Annotated in this window: 19 protein-coding genes; 11 read left to right on the forward strand and 8 right to left on the reverse strand. The window is 48.1% G+C overall.

The annotated features are described in order from the left end of the window. Window positions 1-99: 99 nt before the first annotated feature. The 9 genes from pckA to L0Y31_RS10530 all read left to right on the forward strand — a co-directional run bounded on the left by pckA (window position 100) and on the right by L0Y31_RS10530 (window position 11,218). Window positions 100-1,713 (forward strand): phosphoenolpyruvate carboxykinase (ATP), encoded by a 1,614-nt coding sequence (gene pckA, locus L0Y31_RS10490; RefSeq protein ID WP_234733016.1) that lies wholly within the window; start codon window positions 100-102, stop codon window positions 1,711-1,713. An 83-nt stretch (window positions 1,714-1,796) separates the two neighbouring features. Continuing rightward, window positions 1,797-2,453, forward strand: a complete 657-nt coding sequence (locus tag L0Y31_RS10495) for a peptidoglycan DD-metalloendopeptidase family protein (protein ID WP_234733017.1) — start codon at window positions 1,797-1,799, stop codon at window positions 2,451-2,453. Between the two features lie 51 nt (window positions 2,454-2,504). Then, window positions 2,505-3,641: a sugar phosphate isomerase/epimerase family protein gene (locus tag L0Y31_RS10500; RefSeq protein ID WP_234733018.1), complete on the forward strand. Its 1,137-nt coding sequence runs from the start codon at window positions 2,505-2,507 to the stop codon at window positions 3,639-3,641. 178 nt (window positions 3,642-3,819) lie between these two features. Beyond that, window positions 3,820-4,476 carry a TetR/AcrR family transcriptional regulator gene (locus tag L0Y31_RS10505; protein ID WP_234733019.1) on the forward strand — a complete coding sequence of 219 codons (657 nt, stop codon included), beginning with the start codon at window positions 3,820-3,822 and terminating at the stop codon, window positions 4,474-4,476. Between the two features lie 157 nt (window positions 4,477-4,633). After that, window positions 4,634-5,512 carry an OmpA/MotB family protein gene (locus L0Y31_RS10510; protein WP_310587079.1) on the forward strand — a complete coding sequence of 293 codons (879 nt, stop codon included), beginning with the start codon at window positions 4,634-4,636 and terminating at the stop codon, window positions 5,510-5,512. Between the two features lie 158 nt (window positions 5,513-5,670). Beyond that, on the forward strand, window positions 5,671-6,411 hold the full coding sequence (locus L0Y31_RS10515; RefSeq protein WP_234733021.1) for an SIMPL domain-containing protein: 741 nt from the start codon (window positions 5,671-5,673) through the stop codon (window positions 6,409-6,411). 200 nt (window positions 6,412-6,611) lie between these two features. Beyond that, window positions 6,612-9,080 carry a zinc-dependent metalloprotease gene (locus tag L0Y31_RS10520; protein ID WP_234733022.1) on the forward strand — a complete coding sequence of 823 codons (2,469 nt, stop codon included), beginning with the start codon at window positions 6,612-6,614 and terminating at the stop codon, window positions 9,078-9,080. Window positions 9,081-9,160: 80 nt separating this feature from the next. Continuing rightward, window positions 9,161-10,588: a hypothetical protein gene (locus tag L0Y31_RS10525; RefSeq protein WP_234733023.1), complete on the forward strand. Its 1,428-nt coding sequence runs from the start codon at window positions 9,161-9,163 to the stop codon at window positions 10,586-10,588. Window positions 10,589-10,783: 195 nt separating this feature from the next. Then, the gene (locus L0Y31_RS10530; protein ID WP_234733024.1) at window positions 10,784-11,218 is read left to right on the forward strand and encodes a TM2 domain-containing protein; all 435 of its coding nucleotides are present in this window, start codon (window positions 10,784-10,786) and stop codon (window positions 11,216-11,218) included. 76 nt (window positions 11,219-11,294) lie between these two features. Here L0Y31_RS10530 and L0Y31_RS10535 read toward each other — a convergent pair whose 3' ends face one another. The 8 genes from L0Y31_RS10535 to L0Y31_RS10570 all read right to left on the reverse strand — a co-directional run bounded on the left by L0Y31_RS10535 (window position 11,295) and on the right by L0Y31_RS10570 (window position 20,631). Continuing rightward, window positions 11,295-12,116 carry a tetratricopeptide repeat protein gene (locus L0Y31_RS10535; protein WP_234733025.1) on the reverse strand — a complete coding sequence of 274 codons (822 nt, stop codon included), beginning with the start codon at window positions 12,114-12,116 and terminating at the stop codon, window positions 11,295-11,297. Further along, a complete protein-coding gene (locus tag L0Y31_RS10540; RefSeq protein WP_234733026.1) occupies window positions 12,079-12,999 on the reverse strand; it encodes a hypothetical protein in 921 nt (306 codons plus the stop codon). Before L0Y31_RS10540 ends, L0Y31_RS10535 begins: the two co-directional genes overlap by 38 nt. Next, window positions 12,996-13,439: a membrane protein insertion efficiency factor YidD gene (yidD, locus tag L0Y31_RS10545; protein ID WP_234733027.1), complete on the reverse strand. Its 444-nt coding sequence runs from the start codon at window positions 13,437-13,439 to the stop codon at window positions 12,996-12,998. The genes L0Y31_RS10540 and yidD overlap by 4 nt, the downstream gene beginning before the upstream one ends. 8 nt (window positions 13,440-13,447) lie before the next feature. Then, window positions 13,448-14,164 carry a LolA family protein gene (locus tag L0Y31_RS10550; RefSeq protein ID WP_234733028.1) on the reverse strand — a complete coding sequence of 239 codons (717 nt, stop codon included), beginning with the start codon at window positions 14,162-14,164 and terminating at the stop codon, window positions 13,448-13,450. Between the two features lie 165 nt (window positions 14,165-14,329). Continuing rightward, the gene (locus L0Y31_RS10555; RefSeq protein WP_234733029.1) at window positions 14,330-17,497 is read right to left on the reverse strand and encodes an efflux RND transporter permease subunit; all 3,168 of its coding nucleotides are present in this window, start codon (window positions 17,495-17,497) and stop codon (window positions 14,330-14,332) included. Between the two features lie 90 nt (window positions 17,498-17,587). Continuing rightward, window positions 17,588-18,730: an efflux RND transporter periplasmic adaptor subunit gene (locus tag L0Y31_RS10560; RefSeq protein WP_234733030.1), complete on the reverse strand. Its 1,143-nt coding sequence runs from the start codon at window positions 18,728-18,730 to the stop codon at window positions 17,588-17,590. A gap of 21 nt (window positions 18,731-18,751) precedes the next feature. Further along, the gene (locus tag L0Y31_RS10565) at window positions 18,752-20,098 is read right to left on the reverse strand and encodes a TolC family protein (protein ID WP_234733031.1); all 1,347 of its coding nucleotides are present in this window, start codon (window positions 20,096-20,098) and stop codon (window positions 18,752-18,754) included. Between the two features lie 41 nt (window positions 20,099-20,139). Beyond that, window positions 20,140-20,631, reverse strand: a complete 492-nt coding sequence (locus L0Y31_RS10570; RefSeq protein ID WP_234733032.1) for a MarR family winged helix-turn-helix transcriptional regulator — start codon at window positions 20,629-20,631, stop codon at window positions 20,140-20,142. 267 nt (window positions 20,632-20,898) lie between these two features. On the opposite strand from L0Y31_RS10570, the gene L0Y31_RS10575 reads away from it, so the two are divergent. Next, a complete protein-coding gene (locus L0Y31_RS10575; protein ID WP_234733033.1) occupies window positions 20,899-21,375 on the forward strand; it encodes a MarR family winged helix-turn-helix transcriptional regulator in 477 nt (158 codons plus the stop codon). 80 nt (window positions 21,376-21,455) lie between these two features. After that, complete coding sequence (locus L0Y31_RS10580) at window positions 21,456-22,790, forward strand: TolC family protein (RefSeq protein ID WP_234733034.1); 1,335 nt, start codon at window positions 21,456-21,458, stop codon at window positions 22,788-22,790. Window positions 22,791-22,798: the final 8 nt, after the last annotated feature.

Consider the following 22,798-nt stretch of genomic DNA (forward strand, 5'->3'; position numbering starts at 1 on the left):
AAATGAGGCAAGAGGGAGCCATTCAGGACGCTGGCGATTGATCTCTTAATCCAAAAGCGGTTTCATTTAGTTTATAAAAATAAACAGATAGAAACCAGCATGATAACCGACGCCAAAACTGTCGAGAAGCAAAAAGGTGCTTCTTCTGAAACGACCCTAAAAGCTGCCGAACAATTTAAAAATTTGCACCCGGCAGAACTGATTGAACACGCTATTCTGAACGGTGAAGGCCAACTGGCCGACACGGGTGCACTCGTTGTCGATACCGGAGCGTTCACCGGTCGGAGTCCTAAAGACCGCTTTATCGTCAAGGACAAAACAACGGAAGAGCACGTTTGGTGGGGGGACATCAATTTCCCTTTCGACCCTGAGAAATTTGACAAGCTAGCGCAAAAAATGCTGGATTTTCTAGTCGATAAGCGGATTTACGTGCGGGATGCATTTGCTGGGGCTAATCCAGAATACAGACTTAATGTACGCATAATCAATACCCTGGCCTGGCACAATCTGTTTTGTCATACCATGTTCCTAAGGCCGTCCGAAGAGGAACTGGCCAGCTTTAGCCCGGACTTTACCATTATCTGTATCCCGGAGTTTAAGGCGAACCCGGCTGAAGATGGCACCGAAGCGGAGAATTTTTCCATCCTGAATCTGACAAAGAATACCATTCTAATCGGTGGTACGGCTTATTCGGGCGAGATGAAAAAAGGTATTTTCTCCGTGTTGAATTTCAAACTGCCCATTGAGCGTCAAATCCTTTCGATGCACGCCTCGGCCAATGTTGGAGAAACGGAAGAAGATACGGCTGTGTTCTTTGGCCTGTCGGGTACCGGAAAGACAACCCTATCTGCCGATCCAAACCGCCAACTGATCGGCGACGACGAGCACGGCTGGGCCAAGGAAGGCGTGTTCAATTTTGAAGGCGGTTGCTACGCAAAAGTGATCGACCTGACGGAAGAAAAAGAGCCTGAAATCTACCGCGCCATTCGTTATGGAGCCATTGTTGAAAATACAAAATTCTTCCCCGAAACCCGAACCATTAATTATGAAGATGGCTCCAAAACGGAAAACACCCGGGTGGCTTACCCAATTCATTTTATCGATAATGCGCGCGAACCTTCCGTGGGTGGCGTACCCAGAAACATCTTCTTTTTGACCGCCGATGCCTTTGGTGTTTTGCCGCCGATTTCCAAATTGACGAAAGGACAAGCGATGTATCACTTCTTATCCGGTTACACTGCCAAAGTGGCGGGTACGGAAGTGGGTGTCACAGAGCCTAAAGCGACGTTTTCGCCTTGCTTTGGAGAAGCTTTCCTGCCCCTTCATCCAACAAAATACGCTGAAATGCTGGGCGAGAAAATGACGGAATCAGAAACGTCGGTTTGGCTGATTAATACCGGCTGGACGGGCGGTCCGCATGGTGAAGGAGAGCGGATTAAACTCGCATACACGCGGGCTATGATCACCGCCGCGCTAAACGGAGAACTGGCCAAAGTGGAATACCAGAGTCACGCTATTTTTGGCATTGCGATGCCAAAATCCTGTCCTGATGTGCCGTCGGAGGCCTTGAGCCCGCGCGAAACCTGGAAAGACCAGGCGGCTTACGATGAAAAGGCTACTTACCTGGCTAAGCTATTCGAGGAGAATTTTGAGCAGTATGCCGAATTTGCGAATGAGGAAATCCGCGCTGGCGGCCCCAATCAAAAAGCTTAGGTCCAACGCCGTGGATTGAATGATTGGCTATTTTTTTGTAACTAGATCGCTTCAATTATTCAATCCGCGGAATTTCAGTTCAGATGATTTTACCCATTGACTTTACCAAAGACCCGTACCTTATTCTTGACTTCACGGAGAAAAATCCTGACCTCAATACCTTGGAGCTAACGGATACGAGCGCTTTCGACCGCTATGTATTTGATAAGCTGCGTAAAGCGGGCGCTCGGGTCGGCGTAGGTGGCTATAACGAACACCGGGTTATTTACCGCCGAAGTCCTCATTTTCAGCAGACAGAAGCGGATGGAGCGCGAGAGCCAAGGGTGATTCATCTAGGTATTGACCTTTGGGCAGAAGCGGGAATGCCTGTGCTTGCTCCGCTCGATGGCTTCGTGCACAGCTTTCAGGATAATGCCAATTTTGGCGATTACGGTCCGACCATTATTCTGGAGCACGAAGTGAAAGGAAAACCGCTTTACTCGCTCTACGGCCATCTAAACCGGGAATCGTTAGCCGGACTTTACGAAGGCAAACGCATTAAATCGGGGGAGAAAGTAGCCGAAATTGGCCCTTTTCCCGAAAATGGCGATTGGCCGCCACACCTGCATTTTCAGCTCATGACTGATATGCTGGGATTAAAAGGCGATTTTCCGGGCGTTTGTTCGCTATCTGACCGGGCAAAGTTTCTGTCTATTTGTCCCAATCCCAATCAACTACTGCAAATTCCCGGCTTGCCCTAAAGGTGTATTTAGGGGTAGAAGTCTATTCTGTATTTTTTAAAAGAAAACAGCATGAACAATCCTATTTGGGTGATGAGCTCTGCTTTCCCCACGCTTACCCTTGACCAGCTTATTGAAAAAACGGTTGAAATTGGTGCGCAAGGCATCGACTTGTGTGTGTTTCGTCGCGATGGGACCCGAAGCGACCACATTGCGACGCACCTTGATTACGAGAACTTTACCCCCGATTCAGCGAGCCGCCTGCTTGATCAATTTAATAAGCATGGACTAAAACTGTCGATTGGTGCTTTTGAAAACCTGATTGGTGGGGATCCGGTTCAGCGGCGCAATAATCAAAACCACTTGTTACGCCTTATTCGCATGGCCTACCTGCTCGGAGGTGACGAGAACGACGTAAAAGTAGGAACCTTTGTGGGCTACAACCACGAATTGGGCAACCAGGAGGGAGGTTTTCAAAAAAATCTGGATGAATACGTAAAGGTGTTTGAGCCCATTATTAAGTATGCCGAAGATTTGGGCGTCTCCATTCTCTACGAAAACTGCCCAATGGAAGGCTGGCGTCCGACAACGTATACGGGAACCTTCAACAACCTGACCGGGGTACTTGCCGCCCGCAAATTGATCTATGAACTTATTCCAAGTCCAAACCACGGGGAAATTTACGATCCGTCCCATGATGTCTGGCAGCATACCGATCCCGTTGAGGTCATTCGGGAAACGGATATGACGCGCCTAAAGCGGATTCATGTGAAAGCAACGCGGAATAAACACAACAAAGCACGTACCTACTGGGGTGGCATGTATTCGATGCAAACGCTTGATGCCGATCTGGCTACTCGGGCGGGTGTGCCACTACCCGAGCACGAGTGGGCGCGGCAAAACTACGAATGCCTGATGCCGGGCTTTGGTGGCTCAGATAGCCATGACTGGCGAGCATTTTGCGATGTGCTCAAAGAGCGGGGCTTTACAGGTCCGTTTGAGATGGAAAATGAGGCCGATCTTTCCAAAGGAACGGGTAATATGGCTGCAACAGTGCAGGGATTTAAAGCAACAACGCTGTTTTTGGCACCCATGCTTTGGCCTTTGTCAGACAATGGGTATAGTTATAATCGCGAGAACGAATGTTCGTTAAAAAATGTCCAAAGAACGGATAAACCTATTGTAACTATGGAGAAACTCGCAGGATAACTTTCATAGTGATTTGGCCAGGTAACGAGTAATGAAGCGCTCCTTAGTTTGTATCAAATCATGTATTTTGTGTGTCAAATGACAAAATAGGTTTAGCTTTTTTTGCCAGAGAAAGGTCTATAAGGTATGTTTAGATACTTTATTAAGCACTTAGTAACTAAAAGAAACGTCTCTATCTATGAAAAATGCCATTTGTAATCCTGTAAGGCGACGAAATAAAGCCAACACGATCCAGAACATTCTCAACGCAGTCGCAAAAATAATTTCCGAGAAAGGTGTGGAGGAACTGGGAATTAACCGAATCGCCGAAGAAGCGGGAGTCAGCAAAGTACTTATTTATCGCTATTTCGGGAATTTGGAGACTTTGTTGGCTCATTATATCCGGGAAGGGGGAGTTTTCATACCGGGTCAGACGGAGCAGAAAAACGACAACTTGTGCGGAGATGAGAGAATGAGCAGTGCAGACTTATTGAATACGTATCGACACATTCGGCAGAGTCCACCGGCTTATCAGTTACTAAAGAACATCAGCGCGGAGGATAATTCCGTGAACGAGGCAACAAGAAAGGCATTGGACGAAGTGCTGACTTCCATCACAACAAAAATCGCACTTCCTGAAGGGGTAGATAAAAAAACGATGGCTGCCTTGCTGGTCGGTTCAATGACCTACCTGACTATTTTGTCCAAAAAAAATCGGTCTATGATGGGCATAAACCTGACGTCGGAAAGTGGATGGATGCGGTTGGAGTATGCCGTAATAATGATAATTCATGCACTTGGGAAGGTTCCTAAAACAGAAGAAAAGTCAACATTACAGCCGGTCAACTTGGGATAGTTTTACGATTTACATACTAAAATTAGGATTCATACGTCTTTAATAATAAAGTCAATAAGCGGGAAATGTGGTTTTATAATTGAGGAATTCACCAGACAGTTGTAACTTGCAAGCTGTTTCCTTATCCTATACAACTCTCTACCCGCCTACAAAGCGTATGAAAAAAATCCTGTTATCTCTTGCTGTGCTATCAATGTTGACCTCTTCGTGCGCAAGCAAAAAGAAATTCACTGAGGCACAAGCAAAAATTGTCGAGTTAGAAGCTGCCCGTTCGAAAGCTGTTGCAGACTGTGATAAACTGATGGCTGATCTGCGTACACAATTAGGTACAAAGGATACCGATTTGCAAAGCAGAAACAGCCAGCTTGCTGATTTACAGAATCAGTTGGATTACATGAAAAAAACCAACACGAATCTGCTTGATCGTTTGTCTGATTTGTCAATCGTGAGTAAATCGGGAGCAGAAAGCATCCGGAAATCACTGGAGACGCTGAATGAGCAAACGAAATACGTGAATAACCTGAACCAGTCGGTACAACGAAAAGATTCAATTAACCTGGCATTGGTTATGAATCTGAAACGTTCGTTGGCTGATGTAAACGACCAGGACGTACAGGTAGAAGTGAAAAAAGGCGTTGTTTACGTCTCTATCGCGGATAAACTGCTCTTTCCAGTGGGTCGGTATGAAGTCAACAAGCCTGCTGAGCTGATTTTGGGCAAAGTAGCACAGGTAGTAAATGACCACAAGGAACTGGACGTATTGGTACAGGGCCACACGGATGTTTACCCGATTTCAACGGACTACCTGAAAGACAACTGGGACTTGAGCGTTATGCGTGCTACTTCGGTCGTGCGGGTACTGCAATCTAAATTTGCGGTTCGTCCGGAGCGTCTGACGGCTGGCGGTCGTGGCGAATTTGAACCAAAAGATGACAACACAACTTCTGCTGGTCGCCGCGTGAATCGTCGCACAGAAATTATTTTGACGCCAAAACTAGATCAGTTCTTTGGTCTTATCGCTGGACAGAATAAATAAAAATACCTTTCTTTTTAGAGTGTGAGCCCCGGCGAGAGTCGGGGCTTTTTTTGTTAAAGCAGAATATTTTAGCTGGCTTTAAACGCTATGCCTACTTAAGCGGTCTAAGGTTTAACAACCGCCTTGAAAAGGTTCAGGGACATTAACTCTTAAGAATTATGCAAAACAAATTGTTTGCTTTAGTAATGTTATTCGGCTTAAGCACCATGACACAGGCCCAGACAACGACCCCCGATTTACCAACGAATAGAATTGTGGTACTAGGTGACGCAACGCTTGAGTTGCCCGCCGATCAGGTTCGGGTGCAGGTAAACCTACGCTTTACGGATCCAACCGATGCCAAAAAGGCCTACGAAGGGCACCGAGCCGCCGAAAAAAGATTAGTACAACTACTGAAAGATTTTAAAATTGACGACAAAGACATTGTCTATTCCTTGTTGAATGTGCATAAAAACGTAGACCTCTACGGTCCGGATGGCCGCCGTCGGGAAGAAGTAGGTACAGACCAGCAGATTATCTTCAAACTGAACGACCTGAAACGTTATCCAGAACTGCAATTGACCTTGATCGGCGGCGGTTTCAATAACTTCAGTGCCTCCTTCAGTTCGACGAAGGAAGACGATAATAAAAACAAAGTGCTGGAAAAAGCCATTGAAGTCGCTCGTGCCAAAGCCGAAACGATGGCCAAAGCATCGGGCCGAACATTGGGTGGCGTATTAAGCGTGCGCGATACGGAAGAAACGGACCCCGCGCTGGGACGTCGCTATCCGGTAGCCATGGCTTTTGCCAGCGAGTCGCTTCGGGCCGGGAAGAGTGCTGCCGATAGCGGTAACCTTTTTGAGTTTCCCCAAAAAATTGTCATCCCTGCACAGGTCAAAGTGACTTTTGAGTTGAAATAAGCTCGGAAATTGTCGGTCAAAAATCGTTAGGTTGTAGCTTATCAGGCTGTAGCTTAACGATTTTTGCTTGAATAGGCTTTCCAAAACTGTAATTTGTGGAGAGTTTATAATACAAAATGCGCAAATTAATGGAAGGCTGTGCGGGTTAAACGCAGGAAATCACTTTTTGTGTAGCTTTAAGTGATAAACAAAGGAAACCTATGCGTAACCCAACATCTACCTTCATCGGCTTACTCTTCATTTTTTACAGTTTATTTTTTGTCGCTCATCCGGTTCTTTCTCAAGCGCAAACCATCGCTGCTTTCACATCGGGAATGCAAAAGCAGGCGGGCTATCTTCCTTTTTACTGGGATGCGAAGAAAGGGAAAATCTACCTGGAAATTGACAAGTTCGATACGGAAATTCTTTATTATCCAACGTTAGCTCAGGGAGTTGGGTCAAATGATATTGGACTAGACCGAGGGCGTCTCGGCGACGAGCACATTGTTAGTTTCAAGCGCAGCGGCTCAAAAGTGCTGATGGTTGAACCTAATTACCGCTACCGCGCCATTACCAATGATTCGCTGGAGCGTCGGGCGGTCGCTGAATCCTTCGCCGAATCGGTTTTGTGGGGTTTTGAAATTGCGGCGGAAGAAGGCAGCAGAACACTGGTTGACTTAACGCCCATGCTCATGCAAGATGCCGTTGGTGCTATTCAGGATATTAGCCGGGCCAAGCAGGGGGCTTTTAAACTGGATCCATCGCGTTGTGCTATTTACCTGCCCCGAACCAAAAATTTTCCGCAGAACACAGAATTTGAAGTAACCATTACGCTAACTGGTGACAGCCCGGGTGGGTATTTGCGTCAGGTAGTTCCAACGCCGTCGGCAGTAACGGTGCGTCAGCACCATTCTTTTGTGCAGTTGCCGGGGCCGGGTTTCAAGAAGCGTGAATTTGACCCCCGCGTTGGTTACAACGGAATCGAATACTTTGATTACGCCACACCCGTTAGCCAGCCCATTACAAAGCGTTACATTGCTCGGCACCGTCTGGAAAAGAAAGACCCATCGGCAGCGGTGAGTGATCCCGTAAAACCAATCATTTATTACCTGGATCCGGGCACACCCGAACCCATTCGCTCGGCTTTGATGGAAGGAACAGCGTGGTGGAATCAAGCGTACGAAGCGGCGGGCTACCGGAACGCTTTTCAGGTAAAATTGCTACCTGCCGATGCCGATCCGATGGATGCCCGGTACAACGTTATTCAGTGGGTGCATCGATCAACGCGGGGATGGTCGTACGGCGCTAGCCTCATCGATCCGCGCACGGGGGAAATCATCAAAGGGAAAGTAACGCTGGGTTCATTGCGGGTCCGTCAGGACTACCTGATTGCACAAGGTCTGGTGGGTAATTTTGATAACGATTCGTCCCACGTGAACGAAATGATGGGTATGTCGCTGGCTCGGCTGCGGCAGTTAGCGGCGCACGAAGTAGGGCATACGCTGGGATTACCCCATAATTACATTGCCAGTACGCAAAATCGGGCCTCGGTGATGGACTACCCAACGATGGTAGCTAAAATTAAAGGAGCCAGCATCGATTTGTCGGACGCCTATACGAAAGAGATTGGCGATTATGATAAATGGTCGATCATTTGGGGCTACCAAGACTTCCCGAAAGGAGCTAACGAGAAGCAGGAATTGAACAAGATTGTTCAGCAAATGCACGCCAAAGGCTTGACTTTCCTGACCGATCAGGATGCCCGGCCCGAAGGCAGCGTTCACCCGGAAACGCACTTGTGGGACAACGGGAGCAACGCCACCGAAGAACTTCAGCGCGTCATGCAGGTACGAAAACTGGTAATGGGTAACTTCAACGAAAAGAAAATTCCCGCCGGAACGCCAATGGCCACGATTGAAGAAGTGTTCGTGCCAATGTATATGTTCCACCGCTACCAGGTAGAAGGTGCCGCAAAAGTGATTGGAGGAATGAGCTATTCGAACGCGTTGCGGGGTGATGGCCAGGTTGCCTTAGCGCCCGTTCCGGCGGCTGAGCAAAACAAAGCCTTAACCACGTTACTGACAACGCTGGACCCGCAGTTTTTAGCCGTTCCGGATGCGGTTCTAAAGCTAATACCGCCGCGCCCTTACCGCTTCGGTCCCAACCCGCGCGAAGTTTTCAAGCGGCGCACAGGCCTGACGTTCGACCCGCTGGGACCACCCGAAGCGGCGGCAGGCATGACGTTGCGGTTGCTGCTGAACCCTGAACGCAGTGCCCGACTGGTACGGCAGGGTTTTGCCGCAGGCAATTTGCCCACGTATGCGCAGGTTCTAGACAAGTTACTTCTGGCTACGTACGGACAGAGCCAAGCCTATAACGCCCAGAAAAATGACAAAAGCTACGCGGGTGAAATTCGCCGGATGGTGCAGCAGAAAGTGTTGGAACAATTGATGCAACTCGCTGTTGATAAAGAGGTTGATGGGGGCGTCCGCTTGGCAACGCACAACGCGATTATGCGCATAAAAAGCTATGCCGGAACCAATACCGATTACCTAAGCTGGTTAATTAATCAATACGAAAACAGTCCAGAAACAATTCCTGCGGGAACGGCGCTGGCTCCACCGGATGGAGCGCCTATCGATCCGGGTCAGGAATGGCTGCAACCCGACTGCGAATGGACGGAGCGTTAATAATTGGGAAACAAAAAAGACACTTGCATAGCGAGTGTCTTTTTTTTGCCGTTATTCGGCATTGTTTTAACTCGACACCCATGAGATATTTATTTATTGCAACTGCTTTGTTGGTCAATGGAATGGCATTTAGCCAGCAAAAACCATCCATGCGGTCTGATTCTTTGGTTCCGGTAGCGGAACAAACTCAGAAGAAGCCCATTGTGCCAGCAGGCGATAAAAATGAACTTAAGTATAATCTGAACGAATCAGGAACCCATTTTTTTAAAGTTACTTTCCTGAACCAGATCTGGTTGCGTCAGAACCAAAGCAATCCGGGAACAACGGTTATCGGCGAGCCAAAAGACCAGACCTTTGATATTGGGTTGCGCCGTACCCGCATCCAGATGTACGGCCAAATCAATGACCGCACGATGATCTATCTTCAGTTCGGGATGAATAACTTTAATTACCTGAGCGCTTTTCCGGGTTACAATACCGCTGGTACGCCTTCCAACCGAAAAATACAGGCCTTCTTCCATGACGCCGTGGGAGAATACACGGTTTTTAAGAACAAGGATTACCTCAAAATTGGTGGCGGTCTAACCATTGTCAACGGTCTATCGCGGTTCTCGGCCCCCAGTGTTAGTTCAATCATGACCATGGATGTGCCAGTTTTCGCGCAGGCAACCGTGGATCAAACGGATGAATTTAGCCGAAAATTAAGTCTGTATGCCCGTGGTCAGGTTGGACCGATTGATTACCGCGTAGCTATCAGTGATCCGTTCCCAATTGCCACGAATGGGGCCGTGCCGCCCGCCTTGTCGTCAAACGCCACCTTCGCGCAGAAAGGCCATACAAAGCAGTATCAGGGATTATTTTTGTACCAGTTTTTCGATAAAGAAAGCCACGTTACGCCGGGATACATGACCGGAACGTATCTGGGTAAGAAGAAAGTATTCAATATTGAAGGTGGGTTTATCACGCAGAAAGCTGCGATGTGGCGACAGGAAGGAGCCGACACGCTGTATCAAAATATGAATTTGTGGTCCTTGGCGGCTTATCTGGATATGCCGCTCAACGCTGCTAAAGGGTCGGCCATATCGGCCTATCTAGGTTATTTTAACACAAATTACGGTTCTAATTACCTGCGTTACAATGGAAGCATGAATCCCGGCAGCGGCACAACGCAACCCTTAACCGGACTGTCAGGCACGCAGGGAAATAGTTTTCCCATGTTTGGGACCGGTAGTGTCTGGTATGCGCAAGCGGGTTACCTGTTGCCTCAGAACTTGCTGAACGGAAATGGACTCTTAATGCCGTACGTATCCGCGCAGATAGCCGACTACCAGCGCTTGACTAAATCAATGGGGGTTTACAACGTTGGGGTAAACTGGTTAATTCGCGGACATAATTCTAAACTGACCCTAGATTATCAGAATCGTCCGATTTTCGGCGCTACTGGGAACGCATTGGAGCAGGCTGGACGACGGGGGTCGCTGACGCTTCAATACCAGGTATTTATTTAGACCACAACAAGCGTAAAAACAGGCTCAACGGCATTTGTCGCTGAGCCTGTTTTTTTTGGCAATCTCGTCTAGAGCCAACTTTAGGCCGAAATCTTGCCGAATAGTTAATTCTGGAAGCTGTTTGCCGGCTTTTGTAGGATGGATTTAGAAAAGACCTTTATCTTTAAGGCTGATTTTTAACCCATCTTTTTTTCCATGAAAAAGCTTTTTTTACTATTGATGCTTACCGTAGGTAGCTTCACTGCTTTTGCTACTGAAACCCCCGCCGAAGCGTACCTGGTAAACGATCAGCAAGTTGAACAATTATTTACGCAGAGCACAGACGTTAGTTTAGCCGCGATTGATGGAAGTATGGCCTTAGGCCAGCAAACGACATCAGGATTAAGTGATGCTAAAAAAGTGCAGGCGAAAGAATTTGCCCCAGCCCTTTTGCTGAACCTATTTGTTGGTTATTTAGGGATTCACCGTTTATATCTGGGAACGCAAACGCTGACTTGGGTAGGTTATATTCTGACTTGCGGTGGTATTTTCGGTATCGTGCCCTTGGTTGACTTAATCGTTCTGATTATCAACAACGACAATCTGGCTCCTTATATCGATAACCCGAAGTTCTTTATGTGGGCAAACTAGTCTTTGGCTACCGAGAGAGCTGGATATAAAATTGCTTCAAATGAAAAAGCCCGGCGGAGTCATCTGCCGGGCTTTTTCATGGGTGTACAGTTTCGAGGAGCTGGGCTTTAACCTGTTCGTTGAACGATTTGATTTTCTTCTGGTTATGCTGTTGAACCAGGACCTCCGCCCGCCGGACACCGCCCATGTGAAATGATCCAAAAAGGCCCGCGCCGATGCCCCAGGCTGAGATATAGTAGCCTTGCAGAAAACTGGTAATTCCAAAATAAAGACCCGCTCCCTGTACGGCGATGCTTAGCAACGCTTCGCCCGGTTTACCCGCGTAAAACTGTCCGCCACCCGGCAAAAAAGTAGATAGCCACTGCGCTTTTTTTTGACTCTTTAGTTTGGGTAATTGCTGATAAGGCTGGTGTTGCGTGGTATCAATGCCTTGCCAGGTCAGTAATTGCTGGTAAGCGGCACTGGCTTCGGGCCAGCGCTGCAACTCATTTAAGGAAAGAATCTGAATGACAGACACAAGGGGCGGTGCAGACTGGTCAGGATACAGATACGTCAATTGCTGAATAGTGGACAACGTATTTTCGAACTGCCCAGCCAGATAAGCGCAGAGAATTTGTTCGTAGCGCAACCGATACGACAAACTATCGGGATAAGCTGCCGCCAGTTGCCCACTCAGGAACGTAACGGCGTTGGCAAACAGACTTTGTTGTTTCAGGCACTGCGTTTTTCCCAGCGCCGCCTGAAAGTTAATTTGCGGACTTGCGTTGTTAAAAAGCACACGCTCATAAGCAACCGACGCTTCAAAATAGGCTTTTTGGGCCAGCAGCGAATCCGCTCGTGCCAGCCAACGGGTTTGTGCCTTACTGAAACAGGTTACGCATAGGAATATGCATATCAAACAGAATCTTGTTGTCATACTCGCGGTTAAACTCGTTGCGTTTGATTTTCACAGATAGGACGCTGCCCCAGATATTCCCGACATAAAAGACCGTAAACAACGTACCGAAGCTAATAAAACGGGCACTTTTAACACCATCTTTCCGCAGGCCTTCGTAGGTTAACAGGCCCATCGACAGGATAGGCAGGAGGGAAGCAATTCCCTGTCTTTTTTTTCCGGCGTAGATCTTGCCCAGCCCCGGAACAACGGCGCTGTATAAACCGGCCAATACGGGCGATTTACGTTTGAAGGATTGAAGCTTGTGGGCATAGTCATCCATGCGTTTCTCTTCTGTGGAGAGTGCGTACGAAGCGTAGGTAAAACCCTGGCGATGCTGATTGAAAGCGTCGTAATCCCGTTTCAAGAGCGAAATTCCGGCCAGTTCCACCGCTTTCAATTCGTTTAGGGTCGCGTCGGGAACCGTTAACTGATTAAGTGCAGCGTAAGCCGAGTCAGTTTGGCCTTGAAAAGCCCGGCTATAATTACCAAAAAACTGCGATTTCAGGTAATACGGCGACTGAGAGGAAACCGTCAGTAAACTACGGCTTGCTAGTCCAAGCTGTTTGGCACTGTAGGCATTCCAGCCGAGACTATACCGCAACGAATCCCGCTGCGGCACCGTAAGTGTCAGCGAATTAAGGTTTGAGAGCACAAAAATGGCTTCCTCAAAAGCATCTTTATCGGTGAGATATTGGGCAAAACGAAGCTCATGCGTGAAATTCTCCTCCGGCATAGACGCCGAATCGGAGGGTACTAACTCGGTATGCTGAGCCGATAAGTGACCGGCCATAAGCATATTGACGCCTATGGCAAACCCTAAAAAATAGACCTGTAAACCCTTCATTGATACTGGCTCGGCGAGTCGACAATGGTGCCGTTTTGCGGGTTGATACTGAGAGGGTGGACATCCAGCAACCCAATGCGGTTGCAGCGCATGATGCGGTCCGCACTCAGGAAAACGCCTTTCACAATGCCGAATTGTTGGATGGACTGTTTGCTGAAATTCGAGCAGGTAATCTCGTAGGGACAAGACCGTGCTAACTGCTGGGACATGAGTCGCTGATACCCTAACAAAGCTCCTTTAAAAGCGAGAGAAACAGGGTTGTATTGGGCCAGCCAGCTTTGGCGGCGGTTTTGCAGGGCTTTGTCGTCGTTACCCGCTCGGTTGTAATAAGTAAGCTCCTCGGAATGAAAATCTTTACCGGCTACCAGTGCCCAGTCCTGCTGGCTTGTCTGACTATATCCCGAGAAAGCGAGCAGACAGCCGATGAAAAGGAGATACATTCTTTTTATCATGGCTGCTGAATTTTGGCGCTGGCCGGAATGGTGTAATTGAAGTAAGAGCTGTTGGCCTGCTGGTTGACCTGAAAGTTGGAATAGGTTGTCTTGGAGACCGTCGAGTCCCCCTTTTCGTACATAATTTCAGTCGTAGATGTGGGGAAAGGCCGCTCACCAACGGTTTGGTAACCCGAATAATAGACTTTGCGAATGATTTTCTGGTTCGCGTCGGTGTAATGCATGTAAATCGGATTAGTACCGTTATAAACCACCCGCACGCGTTGAATCAGCGTTTTTTTATCCGCAACCTTAGGCTTCCAGTCCGTAACCAGCAGCCCTTTATTGTTCGATACTTTTTCCTGAACAAAACCAATATTATTCAAGCCCATATCCGCCGTACTGCCCGTTAGAAAATACGCTAGTTGGGTTGTTTGGGTGCCAAACATGGCGTTTTGAAACCGCATAACAGCGTTGGCTTTCGGATCGTAGATACGCGTTTCGCCCAGTTTATTAGCCAGAATAATAACTTCTTTGGGGTAAGAAAAATGCGTGATCATGTTGCCGTTGCGCTGGTAGAAAAGCTCTCCCTTGATGGTGACTGATTTACCCTGCTGAACCTGGCGGGTTGTCATTTGGGCCGATAAGCGGTCGATTGTCTGTAGGGGGGAGAGAAAACTGCTGAGGCAAATAAAAGTAATCAAGCTGGGAAGCGCGCGTACCAGGGACTTCATTCGTATTTGTTGTGTTGTTACAATGGGAAATCGGTAACGAAGTTAAGAAAAACTTTAACGCCGTTGCCGAAATTTACTATTAGGCTATAATGCAAAGACGTCACAGAAACACCGCTTCTTATTTAGCGTATTCTGTGACGTCTTGATGAATCTATTTTATTTTAGCTAAGCTTCGGCTTCTTCTGGCTTTTGCTTTTTCATTTTCGCCAGACCTTTTTTGCCATAAGCGAGCTTGGTAATGCCTACATACAACACCGGAACGATGAAAATGGCCAGTGAAGTGGCCGCCAGCATACCTCCAATTACGGTCCAGCCAAGCGTTTGACGCGCAACGGCCCCGGCTCCCTGGGCAAATGCCAGCGGAAGTACCCCTAAAATAAAGGCCAGTGAGGTCATGATAATCGGCCGTAAACGCAGGTTAACCGCTTCCAGAGTTGCCTTCAAAACATCCTCCCCGCTGTCCACGCGTTCTTTAGCAAACTCCACAATCAGAATGGCGTTTTTGGCCGCCAGACCAATCAGTGTAATCAAACCAATCTGAGCGTATACGTTGTTAGTTAATTTCGGCAGGAAATAAAGCGCCAGGATGGCCCCAAAAGCCCCAATCGGCACCGACAACATAACGGAGAAAGGAACCGACCAGCTCTCGTAGAGCGCAGCCAGGAACAAAAAGACGAACAGAATAGACAAACCAAAAATGTAGATTGTACTGTCGCCTGAGCTAATTTCCTCGCGACTCAAACCGGAGAAATCATAACCGTAACCCGCCGGTAGCACATCAGCGGCTACTTCCCGCAGGGCGTCAATGGCCTGTCCACTACTGTAACCCGGTTTAGGACTCCCGTTAATTTCTACAGATTTGAACAGGTTGTAGTGCGAAATAAGCGGCGCATTTTCAATCTGTTTCGTCGTAATTACCGTGCTTAGTGGCAGCATGTTTCCCTGCTGGTTTCGGACGTAATACTGACCGAGCTGGCTAATGTCGTTTCGATACAGCGTATCTGCCTGGGCAACGACCCGGAATTTACGGCCATAGACAATGAAGTCATTAACGTATACGCTACCCAGATAAGTCTGCATCGTTCGGTAAACGTCATTCACGTTGATCCCTAGCTTTTTGGCCTTATCCCGGTCAACATCAACCCGGAAGGCGGGCGTCTTGGCCGTAAAATACGTAAAGGCGCGGGCGATTTCGGGACGCTTGTTGACTTCGGCCAGGAAGTTCTGCACCACCTTTTCGAAGGCTTTGATGTCGTCGTTGGTTTCGCGTTGCTCAATCTGGAACGTAAAACCGGCCGTCTGCCCCAAGCCCGGAATTGGCGGAGGTGACACCACAACTACGTTGGCTTCCTTGATGGAGGCAAACCGTTGCTGGAGGCGCGGAATAATAGCCTCCAACTGCATGGAAGGATCCTTCCGCTCGGCCCAGGGTTTTAGCTGCGTAAAGACCGTACCGCTGTTGGATTTAGACGCAAAAGTAATAGCGTTCAGACCTCCCAAGGCGGCAAAGTGATTCACATAAGGCTCTTCCTTGAGGATCTTCATGATGCTATTCAGCACTTCCAAACTGCGGGTGCTGGACGAAGCTTCCGGTATTTCGTAGGTAATGAACAAACGACCCTCATCTTCACCCGGAATAAAGCCCGTGGGTTTAGCCTTGAACAAAAGCCCAGTGCCAACGAAAATACACACCAGAAAGACCAGCGCATACGGCGTTGCCTTGATGGTTCTTCGTACGCCATTCGTGTAGGAGCTGGCGGTCCGTTCAAACCACTTATTGAACTTATAAAAGAACTTGTTCAGTCCTTTCGATTTTTCGTCCAGGTGCATGGGCTTCAACAGCAACGAACACAAGGCCGGGGTTAGCGACAAGGCCACGAAGGCCGAAATCAACACCGAAATCGCGATGGTGATGGCAAACTGCTGATAGAGCCGCCCGACAATACCGGGAATAAATCCAACCGGGACAAATACCGCCGCCAGAATCAAGGCAATGGCAATAACCGGCCCGGAAATGTCTTTCATGGCTTTCTGGGTAGCTTCCTTGGCCGATAGACCCTGCGTGTCCATGTAGTGCTGCACGGCCTCAACCACCACAATGGCGTCATCCACCACAATCCCAATGGCGAGAACAAAACCAAACATGGTCAACGTGTTGATCGTAAAACCAAGCGGAATGAAAAAGGCAAATGTTCCCAGAATCGAAACCGGAATGGCCAGGATCGGAATAAGCGTTGCCCGCCAGCTTTGCAGGAACAAAAAGACCACCAGAATAACGAGTCCGAGTGCTTCAACCAGCGTATGAATTACTTCGTCAATCGACACCTCGACTACCGAAACCGACTCAAACGGAACGACGTAATCGATGTCTTTCGGGAAGGTTTTTTTCAGCTCTTCCATGGCGGCGTAGACGCCCTCCGCGGTAGTCAGGGCGTTACTGCCCGGTAATTGGTAAAGCAGCAGGTAAGACGCTCTTTTTCCATCGACAAACGAGTTGCTGGCGTACGAAAACTTTCCGAGTTGCACCCGGGCCACGTCTTTGAGGTAAATAACCGAACCCGCCGAAGGCTTCGTGCGAACGACAATGTTCCGAAATTCCTCTTCCGAGCTAAGGCGGCTGTTGGTAAATACCGAAAACTCAAACGCCTGCACCGACTGCTGGGGTGGCGCACCGACTGAACCGGCGGCTACCTGAAGGTTTTGCTCCTGTAAGGCGGCAATTACCTCGGCAGACGTCAGGCCAAACTGTGCTAACTTGTCGGGTTTCAGCCAGATACGCATACTAAAGTCGTCGGCGCGGCTAAAAATATCGCCAACTCCTTTAACCCGCAGCAAGGCATCTTTGATGAAAATGTTGGCGTAGTTATCCATAAACGATACGTTGTGCGTACCATTGGGGGAATAAAGTGCCACCAGCATGAAAAGGCTGGGATTCCGTTTCCGAACGGTCAGACCGAGGCGGCTAACTTCTTCCGGTAGTTGGGGCTGGGCAATGCTAACCCGGTTTTGCACGTCCAGGGCGGCAATGTCCACGTTCGTCCCTACGTCGAAGGTAACGTTCATGCTCATCCGGCCATCGCTGGTACTGTTGCTCTGGAGGTAGCTCATGCCCGGTGTACCGTTCACCTGGGTTTCAATAGGGGTTGCAACGGTTTGCTCCACCGTTTGCGCATCCGCCCCGGTGTAGGTTCCGGTGACCTGAACGACAGGCGGCGTAATATTGGGATATTGGCTAATCGGTAGATTCAATATGGCCAGTACCCCCACCAGTAAAATAACAATTGAGATAACAATTGCAGTAACCGGCCTTTTGATGAATATATCGGCAATCATATCCTTTTTTTAATTGGGTGTGTACGTACAGAAGTCGCCATAAATCGCCTTAGCAGGCGCTACAGTTTCTGCCTGTAGGTACGTTATTGTTTACCGTGCACCAACTTGTTGTCCAGCGTTAGGATTGGGTGCAACCTGGATCGGCGAACCTTCTTTCAGTTTCTGGATACCCTCCGTCACGATAACCTCATTTTCGCGGAGGCCCTCTTTAATCACCACTTTGTCCGCAATGCGTTGTCCCAGCGTGATTTTCCGTTGTGACACTTTGTTGCTATCCGCCACAAAGACAAAATATTCACTCATTTGCTCGGTCACCGCTTTGTACGGAATCAGCAGTTGCGGCGTACCCGTATTGTTTTTAATGCGGGCGGTTCCACTCAAGCCCGCTTTCAAACGGTCTTGCGGATTGGGGAAAACCATCCGAATGCGAATTGTTCCGGTTTGCGGATCAACGGCCCGGTCAATAATGCCGATAGAACCGATTTGCGGATACACGCTACCATCCGGCAGAAGCAGGGTAAAAACAGAATCACGCGGCGTTTGTTTGCGCTCATTAAGGGCCGCAAAACGCGAAATCTGTTTTTCGTCGACCTGAATATCAACCGCCATCGGATTGTTGGTCGAAATGGTATTCAGCAACGTCGATCCTGGAACCACGGCTGCCCCTAAACGAGCCTGCGAAATGCCAATCGTGCCTGCAAAAGGAGCGTAAATGGTGGAATACCGCAAATTCGTCTCAACCAGTCGTACGTTGGCTTTGGCTGCTTCGACCTGCATTTTGGTCGACTGAAGCTCGGCTTCGGCATTATCGAGAACCTGCCGCGCAATGGCGTCCTGCTTCGCCAGGGTATTGTACCGATCCGCGTCTTTCTGCGCTCGGTTCTGATTGGCCTGAGCGGCGTTCAGATTGGCAACAGCCTGATCATAAGTAGCTTTATATTGCTGACGATCAATTTCGTAAAGCTTCTGGCCTTTCGAAACCTTTTGACCATCGGTAAAGAAAATTCCTGTAATGTATCCGGCCACCTGAGGACGTATCTCAACTTCGTTTAGAGGAGTAACCGTAGCCGGAAACTGGTCATAATAGGTAGCGTTCTCCCGCTGTACCGTATAAACGGCAACCGGCGTTGGAGGTGGTGCTTTTTGTTCAGCTTTCTGTTCGCCGCCTCCGCAGGCCGCCAACGTTAGAAGAGATAATATCGCAACTTCGGACAAGCCTGGTGCGCTTTTCATAGTTTCAACTAGTTAATTGTATTAAAATTGAATAGTTCCTAATGCTCGTTGGACATCCAGCTTGCTGCTCAGCGTCTGGTAGAGGGCATTCAGATGCGACAATTGCGCCGCCCGCAGGTCAGATTCCGAAATAACAACGTCCAGGTAAGCTTTGACTCCTGAGCGGTACTGAAGACTGATGATACGGTACACATCCTGTGCCAGCTCCACGTTTTCCTGCAAAGCATTCAGGTTAGCCAGGTTGCCTTTGTAATTAGCCAAGGCCTGCGCGTATTCCGAATTAACGCCATTTTTCAGGGCGGTAACATCCCATTGCGAGCGCTGAAGCTGTAGCTCCGCAATCCGCACTTCCTGGACGCGGCGGCCACCCTGGAAAATAGGCAGCGCCAGCGTTACCCCAATCAGCGAATTTGGAAAGCGCTGGCTGTAAAGTTTCGTAAATTCCGTGTTCTGAAACACTAGATTGTAGTTTCCAAAGGCCGAGAGCGACGGCAGGTAAGCCCAGCGATTATAGCGTACATTGGCCTGAAGCAATTGGCGTTGGGTTTGTAGTTGCTGGTATTCAATGCGATTTTCCAGATTCAAACCTTGTAGTGTATCGAAGGCAACCTCCCGCGCCAGTTGCAGCGTATCAAATTCAAGCGGCAACTTCTGACTAATTGGATAGTTCATCAGTTGCTTCAGGTATTCGTATTTAGAGCCAACCTGTTCTACATACTGCTTATGCTGCGCCCGCGTCGTATTCAGCGCAATGGTAGCCCGCTGGTAGTCGGTTTTGTCAACAATACCGCTTTTGTACTGGTTGGTAGCATCTTGCAAACTCCGTTGTAGCCGAACGATGTTGGAATTCAGGATTTCTACCTGTTTTTGCGTTAACAAAACATCGTAATAAGCCTTGCTCACATTAACTACCAGATCGATTTTATTACTGGTCGTCACCTGGCCGGATTGTAGTCGGACAAGGCTTCCCGTCCGGCTCGCCAGCAAAACGTCCCGGTTAAAGATATTCTGGCTAAATGAAAACTGCACGCTGGATGTATTAGGCACCCCCGTAGTGACGGCCCGCCGTACGTCCGAGTTCGGATTGGTAAAATCCGGCAGGATGGTCACGGGCAACTGAAGATAGTGTTGCAGGTTGTAAGCACCACCAATCTGTGGATACCAGGCCGAAAGGCGACTTTTGACAGTTCGGTCGGCAATGGCTTCGTCAATGACGGATTGCCGAATTACCGGCTGATTTTTCAAGGCATACTGGATACAATTATCGAGCGTAGCCTGTTGCAGGACGGAATCAGGAACTGCCTGGGCGAAAGTGGAAAGCGGGAGAGCGCTTATCACCAGAGCGGCCAGGTAAAAGATTCGTTTCATGGATGTGTAAATTGGATAGCTATCGTTTAGTTAGGGGATGATTAAAGAGAGTGGGTCAGAACTTCTTGCAAACGTCTTGAATAGCTTTTAGTCTCCAGCTGGTCTTCAAATTCCCGGAGCGCCAGCAGCAGGTTGCAGGATTGCGCATTCAGCAGTTGCTGATTCACCTCCCGAAAAGCGTTAATCAAGGGTTTGATCTGCTGAATCCGTTCCTGCCCTTCTGCGGTGATGGCCAGTAATCGTTTCCGACAGTCTTTCACGCAGGCGGTTGAACTAATGAGGTTACGGTTTTCCAGTTCTTTAGTTACCTGAATAACGGCGGGGTGCGTAATGCTTAACAAGTCGGCAATTTCGGTAACCCCCATTGGCCCTTTGCTGGCAATAAGATAAAACACACTAAACCAGCGGGCTTCAAAATCAATTCCTGTGCCCTTATAAAAGGAATTAGCCGCGTGAGACATGGCATCGCTTACCCGTCTTAGCCGACTAGTGATGCCTAATTCTTCCATTTCGTCAATAAAATCTTTGTTCATTACTATGTTAGCACTAACGTTACTAATTACGTAAGCAATTACGTATATTTTTTTCGAAGTACCAATTGGAGATTAAAGGAAGATTAGAATGATTACTCTACAACTCATTTATGAGAGAATAAGTTTTGGGCTTTATTCTAAGTAAAGCTTGCCGGTTAGAATAGGTTCCAAACCGTTCATGGAGGAAATCCCTATCATTTTCACAATATAGAAAACTTAATACAGAAAAAATTGGTTGATATATCAACAAGCTTTACATTTGTGACCATGATATCGACAGTGGAGCAGAACATAAAGGAGAAAATATTTAATCAGATGGGACAGTTGGTTGTGTTCAACATCAACCAGGTCTCGCACACGTTTGCCCGCAAAGCGAATCGGGAGTTAACTAAATCAGGTTTTTCACTTCAATTGGAACAATTACCAATTCTTTTTGTAGTGAATTGTTCAACGGAGGAATTATTGTCGCAGCAAGATATTGCCAACATGCTTCAGCGTGATAAATCGGGCATACAGCGCTCAATTCGCACTTTAGAGCGAGACGGCTATCTGCGGATAACACCCGATAGTGTCGATCGACGCAAGAACCTGATCCAACTCACGCCGGCAGGGAAAGCCATTATCAATAAAGTGATTGAAACGGCCAAACGGATGGATGAAGAGGTGACAAGTCAGCTAACAACTGAAGAGATCGCTTCATTACTCAAAGTTTTAAGCAAAATCTCTGGCGTGCTAGAGAGTTGATTTTTTATATAGATGCATTGTTGATATGTCAACAGTAGATATGTCTACAATTTAAGTTTTTCTTTGTTTATTTATATATCATGAAAAAGATAGCTGCATTTTTCGCACTACTTTCCTTAGCAGTTTCGGTGCCTGGCTGGGCCCAAGCGCCTACCAACTGGTCTTTGAAAAGCTGTATTGATTATGGCCTACAACATTTCGGTACTGTACGGATTGCGCAGTATCAGTTGGAGAATGCGAATCAGCAGGCCCGGCAGGCACTAGGATTATACTTACCACAGGTATCGGGTTCGGCGACTTTCACGAACAACGTCAAACTGCAAACATCGATCATCCCGGCGGGACCGCTGAGTCCAGAGCCGATCCGGGTTGTGTTTGGTCAGAAATACCAAAACAATATCGTTGCCCAGGCGAGCCAGCCGATCTACGACCGGTCGCTCTTGCTGGGTTTAAAAGCCGCTAAGCCTAACCAGCAACTAGCCGAGTTGAACACGCGCCAAACGCGGGAAGACATTGTGTATAACATTGCCAGCAATTACTACCAGGTCTTTATCAGCCAGCAACAGATTGGACTTTTGAAAGACAATCTGGAACGAACTCAGCAAGTGCTGAACGTCCTGAAATTGCAACGCGACAACGGCGTAATTCAACCCGTGGATTATACCAATACGGAAGTAAGCTTCAACAATACACGCTCGCAATTAACGCTGGCCGAAAATGACCTGGAACTGGCCTTGAATCGCCTGAAATATCAAATGGGTTTGCCACAAGACCAAGTCCTGACGCTGTCTGACTCGTTGCTGATGAAGGTGGCGCCAACGTTGGAGAGAAGCCAGTTTGATACCAAGAACCTGGTTACGTTCCAGCAGGGAGAAAAGAACCTGGACCTGCAACGGCTGCAATTGCAACGCATACGGGCCGGTTATCTGCCAACCTTAAACTTTACAGCGAATTACGGTACGCTAAACTTTGCGAACCAGTTCGAGAATGCGTTTAAAAATTTCCTTGGTTTTGGTAGCATCGGCCTGCGGTTAAATGTGCCCATCTTCGATGGTTTTCAGCGGGATGCGCAGGTTCAGCAACAGAAACTAACGGTTTTGACGCAGGAGGAACAACAGCGTTTGAACACGGCGGCTTATCAGCTTCAGTTCAACAATGCCCAATCGCAGATTCAGCGCGCTCAGGCCAACGTTCAGAACGATGACCGGAACGTGAAGCTCGCTCAGGAAGTGTATAACATCACAACCTTACAATATAAGCAAGGTACAAAACCATTGACTGACCTGATCAATGCCGATAATTCGTATCGTCAGGCACAGTCGAACTATATCAATTCCCTCATTAATTTCTATCAGGCCCGGCTGGATTTAGAACAATCGCAGGGTACTTTGTTAAATTTTTATAATCAACTCTGAGCATTCAA

The organism is Tellurirhabdus bombi (genome assembly GCF_021484805.1).
GTDB lineage: Bacteria > Bacteroidota > Bacteroidia > Cytophagales > Spirosomataceae > Tellurirhabdus > Tellurirhabdus bombi.

What these genes read in the sequence shown, in the direction of transcription:
- L0Y31_RS10560 (WP_234733030.1), bottom strand. Translation starts at nt 18,730, where the DNA reads ATGAAAAGCGCACCAGGCTTGTCCGAAGTTGCGATATTATCTCTTCTA.
- L0Y31_RS10565 (WP_234733031.1), bottom strand. Translation starts at nt 20,098, where the DNA reads ATGAAACGAATCTTTTACCTGGCCGCTCTGGTGATAAGCGCTCTCCCG.
- pckA (WP_234733016.1), top strand. Translation starts at nt 100, where the DNA reads ATGATAACCGACGCCAAAACTGTCGAGAAGCAAAAAGGTGCTTCTTCT.
- L0Y31_RS10570 (WP_234733032.1), bottom strand. Translation starts at nt 20,631, where the DNA reads ATGAACAAAGATTTTATTGACGAAATGGAAGAATTAGGCATCACTAGT.
- L0Y31_RS10505 (WP_234733019.1), top strand. Translation starts at nt 3,820, where the DNA reads ATGAAAAATGCCATTTGTAATCCTGTAAGGCGACGAAATAAAGCCAAC.
- L0Y31_RS10500 (WP_234733018.1), top strand. Translation starts at nt 2,505, where the DNA reads ATGAACAATCCTATTTGGGTGATGAGCTCTGCTTTCCCCACGCTTACC.
- L0Y31_RS10540 (WP_234733026.1), bottom strand. Translation starts at nt 12,999, where the DNA reads ATGAAGGGTTTACAGGTCTATTTTTTAGGGTTTGCCATAGGCGTCAAT.
- L0Y31_RS10575 (WP_234733033.1), top strand. Translation starts at nt 20,899, where the DNA reads ATGATATCGACAGTGGAGCAGAACATAAAGGAGAAAATATTTAATCAG.
- L0Y31_RS10495 (WP_234733017.1), top strand. Translation starts at nt 1,797, where the DNA reads ATGATTTTACCCATTGACTTTACCAAAGACCCGTACCTTATTCTTGAC.
- L0Y31_RS10510 (WP_310587079.1), top strand. Translation starts at nt 4,634, where the DNA reads ATGAAAAAAATCCTGTTATCTCTTGCTGTGCTATCAATGTTGACCTCT.
- L0Y31_RS10530 (WP_234733024.1), top strand. Translation starts at nt 10,784, where the DNA reads ATGAAAAAGCTTTTTTTACTATTGATGCTTACCGTAGGTAGCTTCACT.
- L0Y31_RS10555 (WP_234733029.1), bottom strand. Translation starts at nt 17,497, where the DNA reads ATGATTGCCGATATATTCATCAAAAGGCCGGTTACTGCAATTGTTATC.
- yidD (WP_234733027.1), bottom strand. Translation starts at nt 13,439, where the DNA reads ATGTATCTCCTTTTCATCGGCTGTCTGCTCGCTTTCTCGGGATATAGT.
- L0Y31_RS10580 (WP_234733034.1), top strand. Translation starts at nt 21,456, where the DNA reads ATGAAAAAGATAGCTGCATTTTTCGCACTACTTTCCTTAGCAGTTTCG.
- L0Y31_RS10525 (WP_234733023.1), top strand. Translation starts at nt 9,161, where the DNA reads ATGAGATATTTATTTATTGCAACTGCTTTGTTGGTCAATGGAATGGCA.
- L0Y31_RS10520 (WP_234733022.1), top strand. Translation starts at nt 6,612, where the DNA reads ATGCGTAACCCAACATCTACCTTCATCGGCTTACTCTTCATTTTTTAC.
- L0Y31_RS10550 (WP_234733028.1), bottom strand. Translation starts at nt 14,164, where the DNA reads ATGAAGTCCCTGGTACGCGCGCTTCCCAGCTTGATTACTTTTATTTGC.
- L0Y31_RS10515 (WP_234733021.1), top strand. Translation starts at nt 5,671, where the DNA reads ATGCAAAACAAATTGTTTGCTTTAGTAATGTTATTCGGCTTAAGCACC.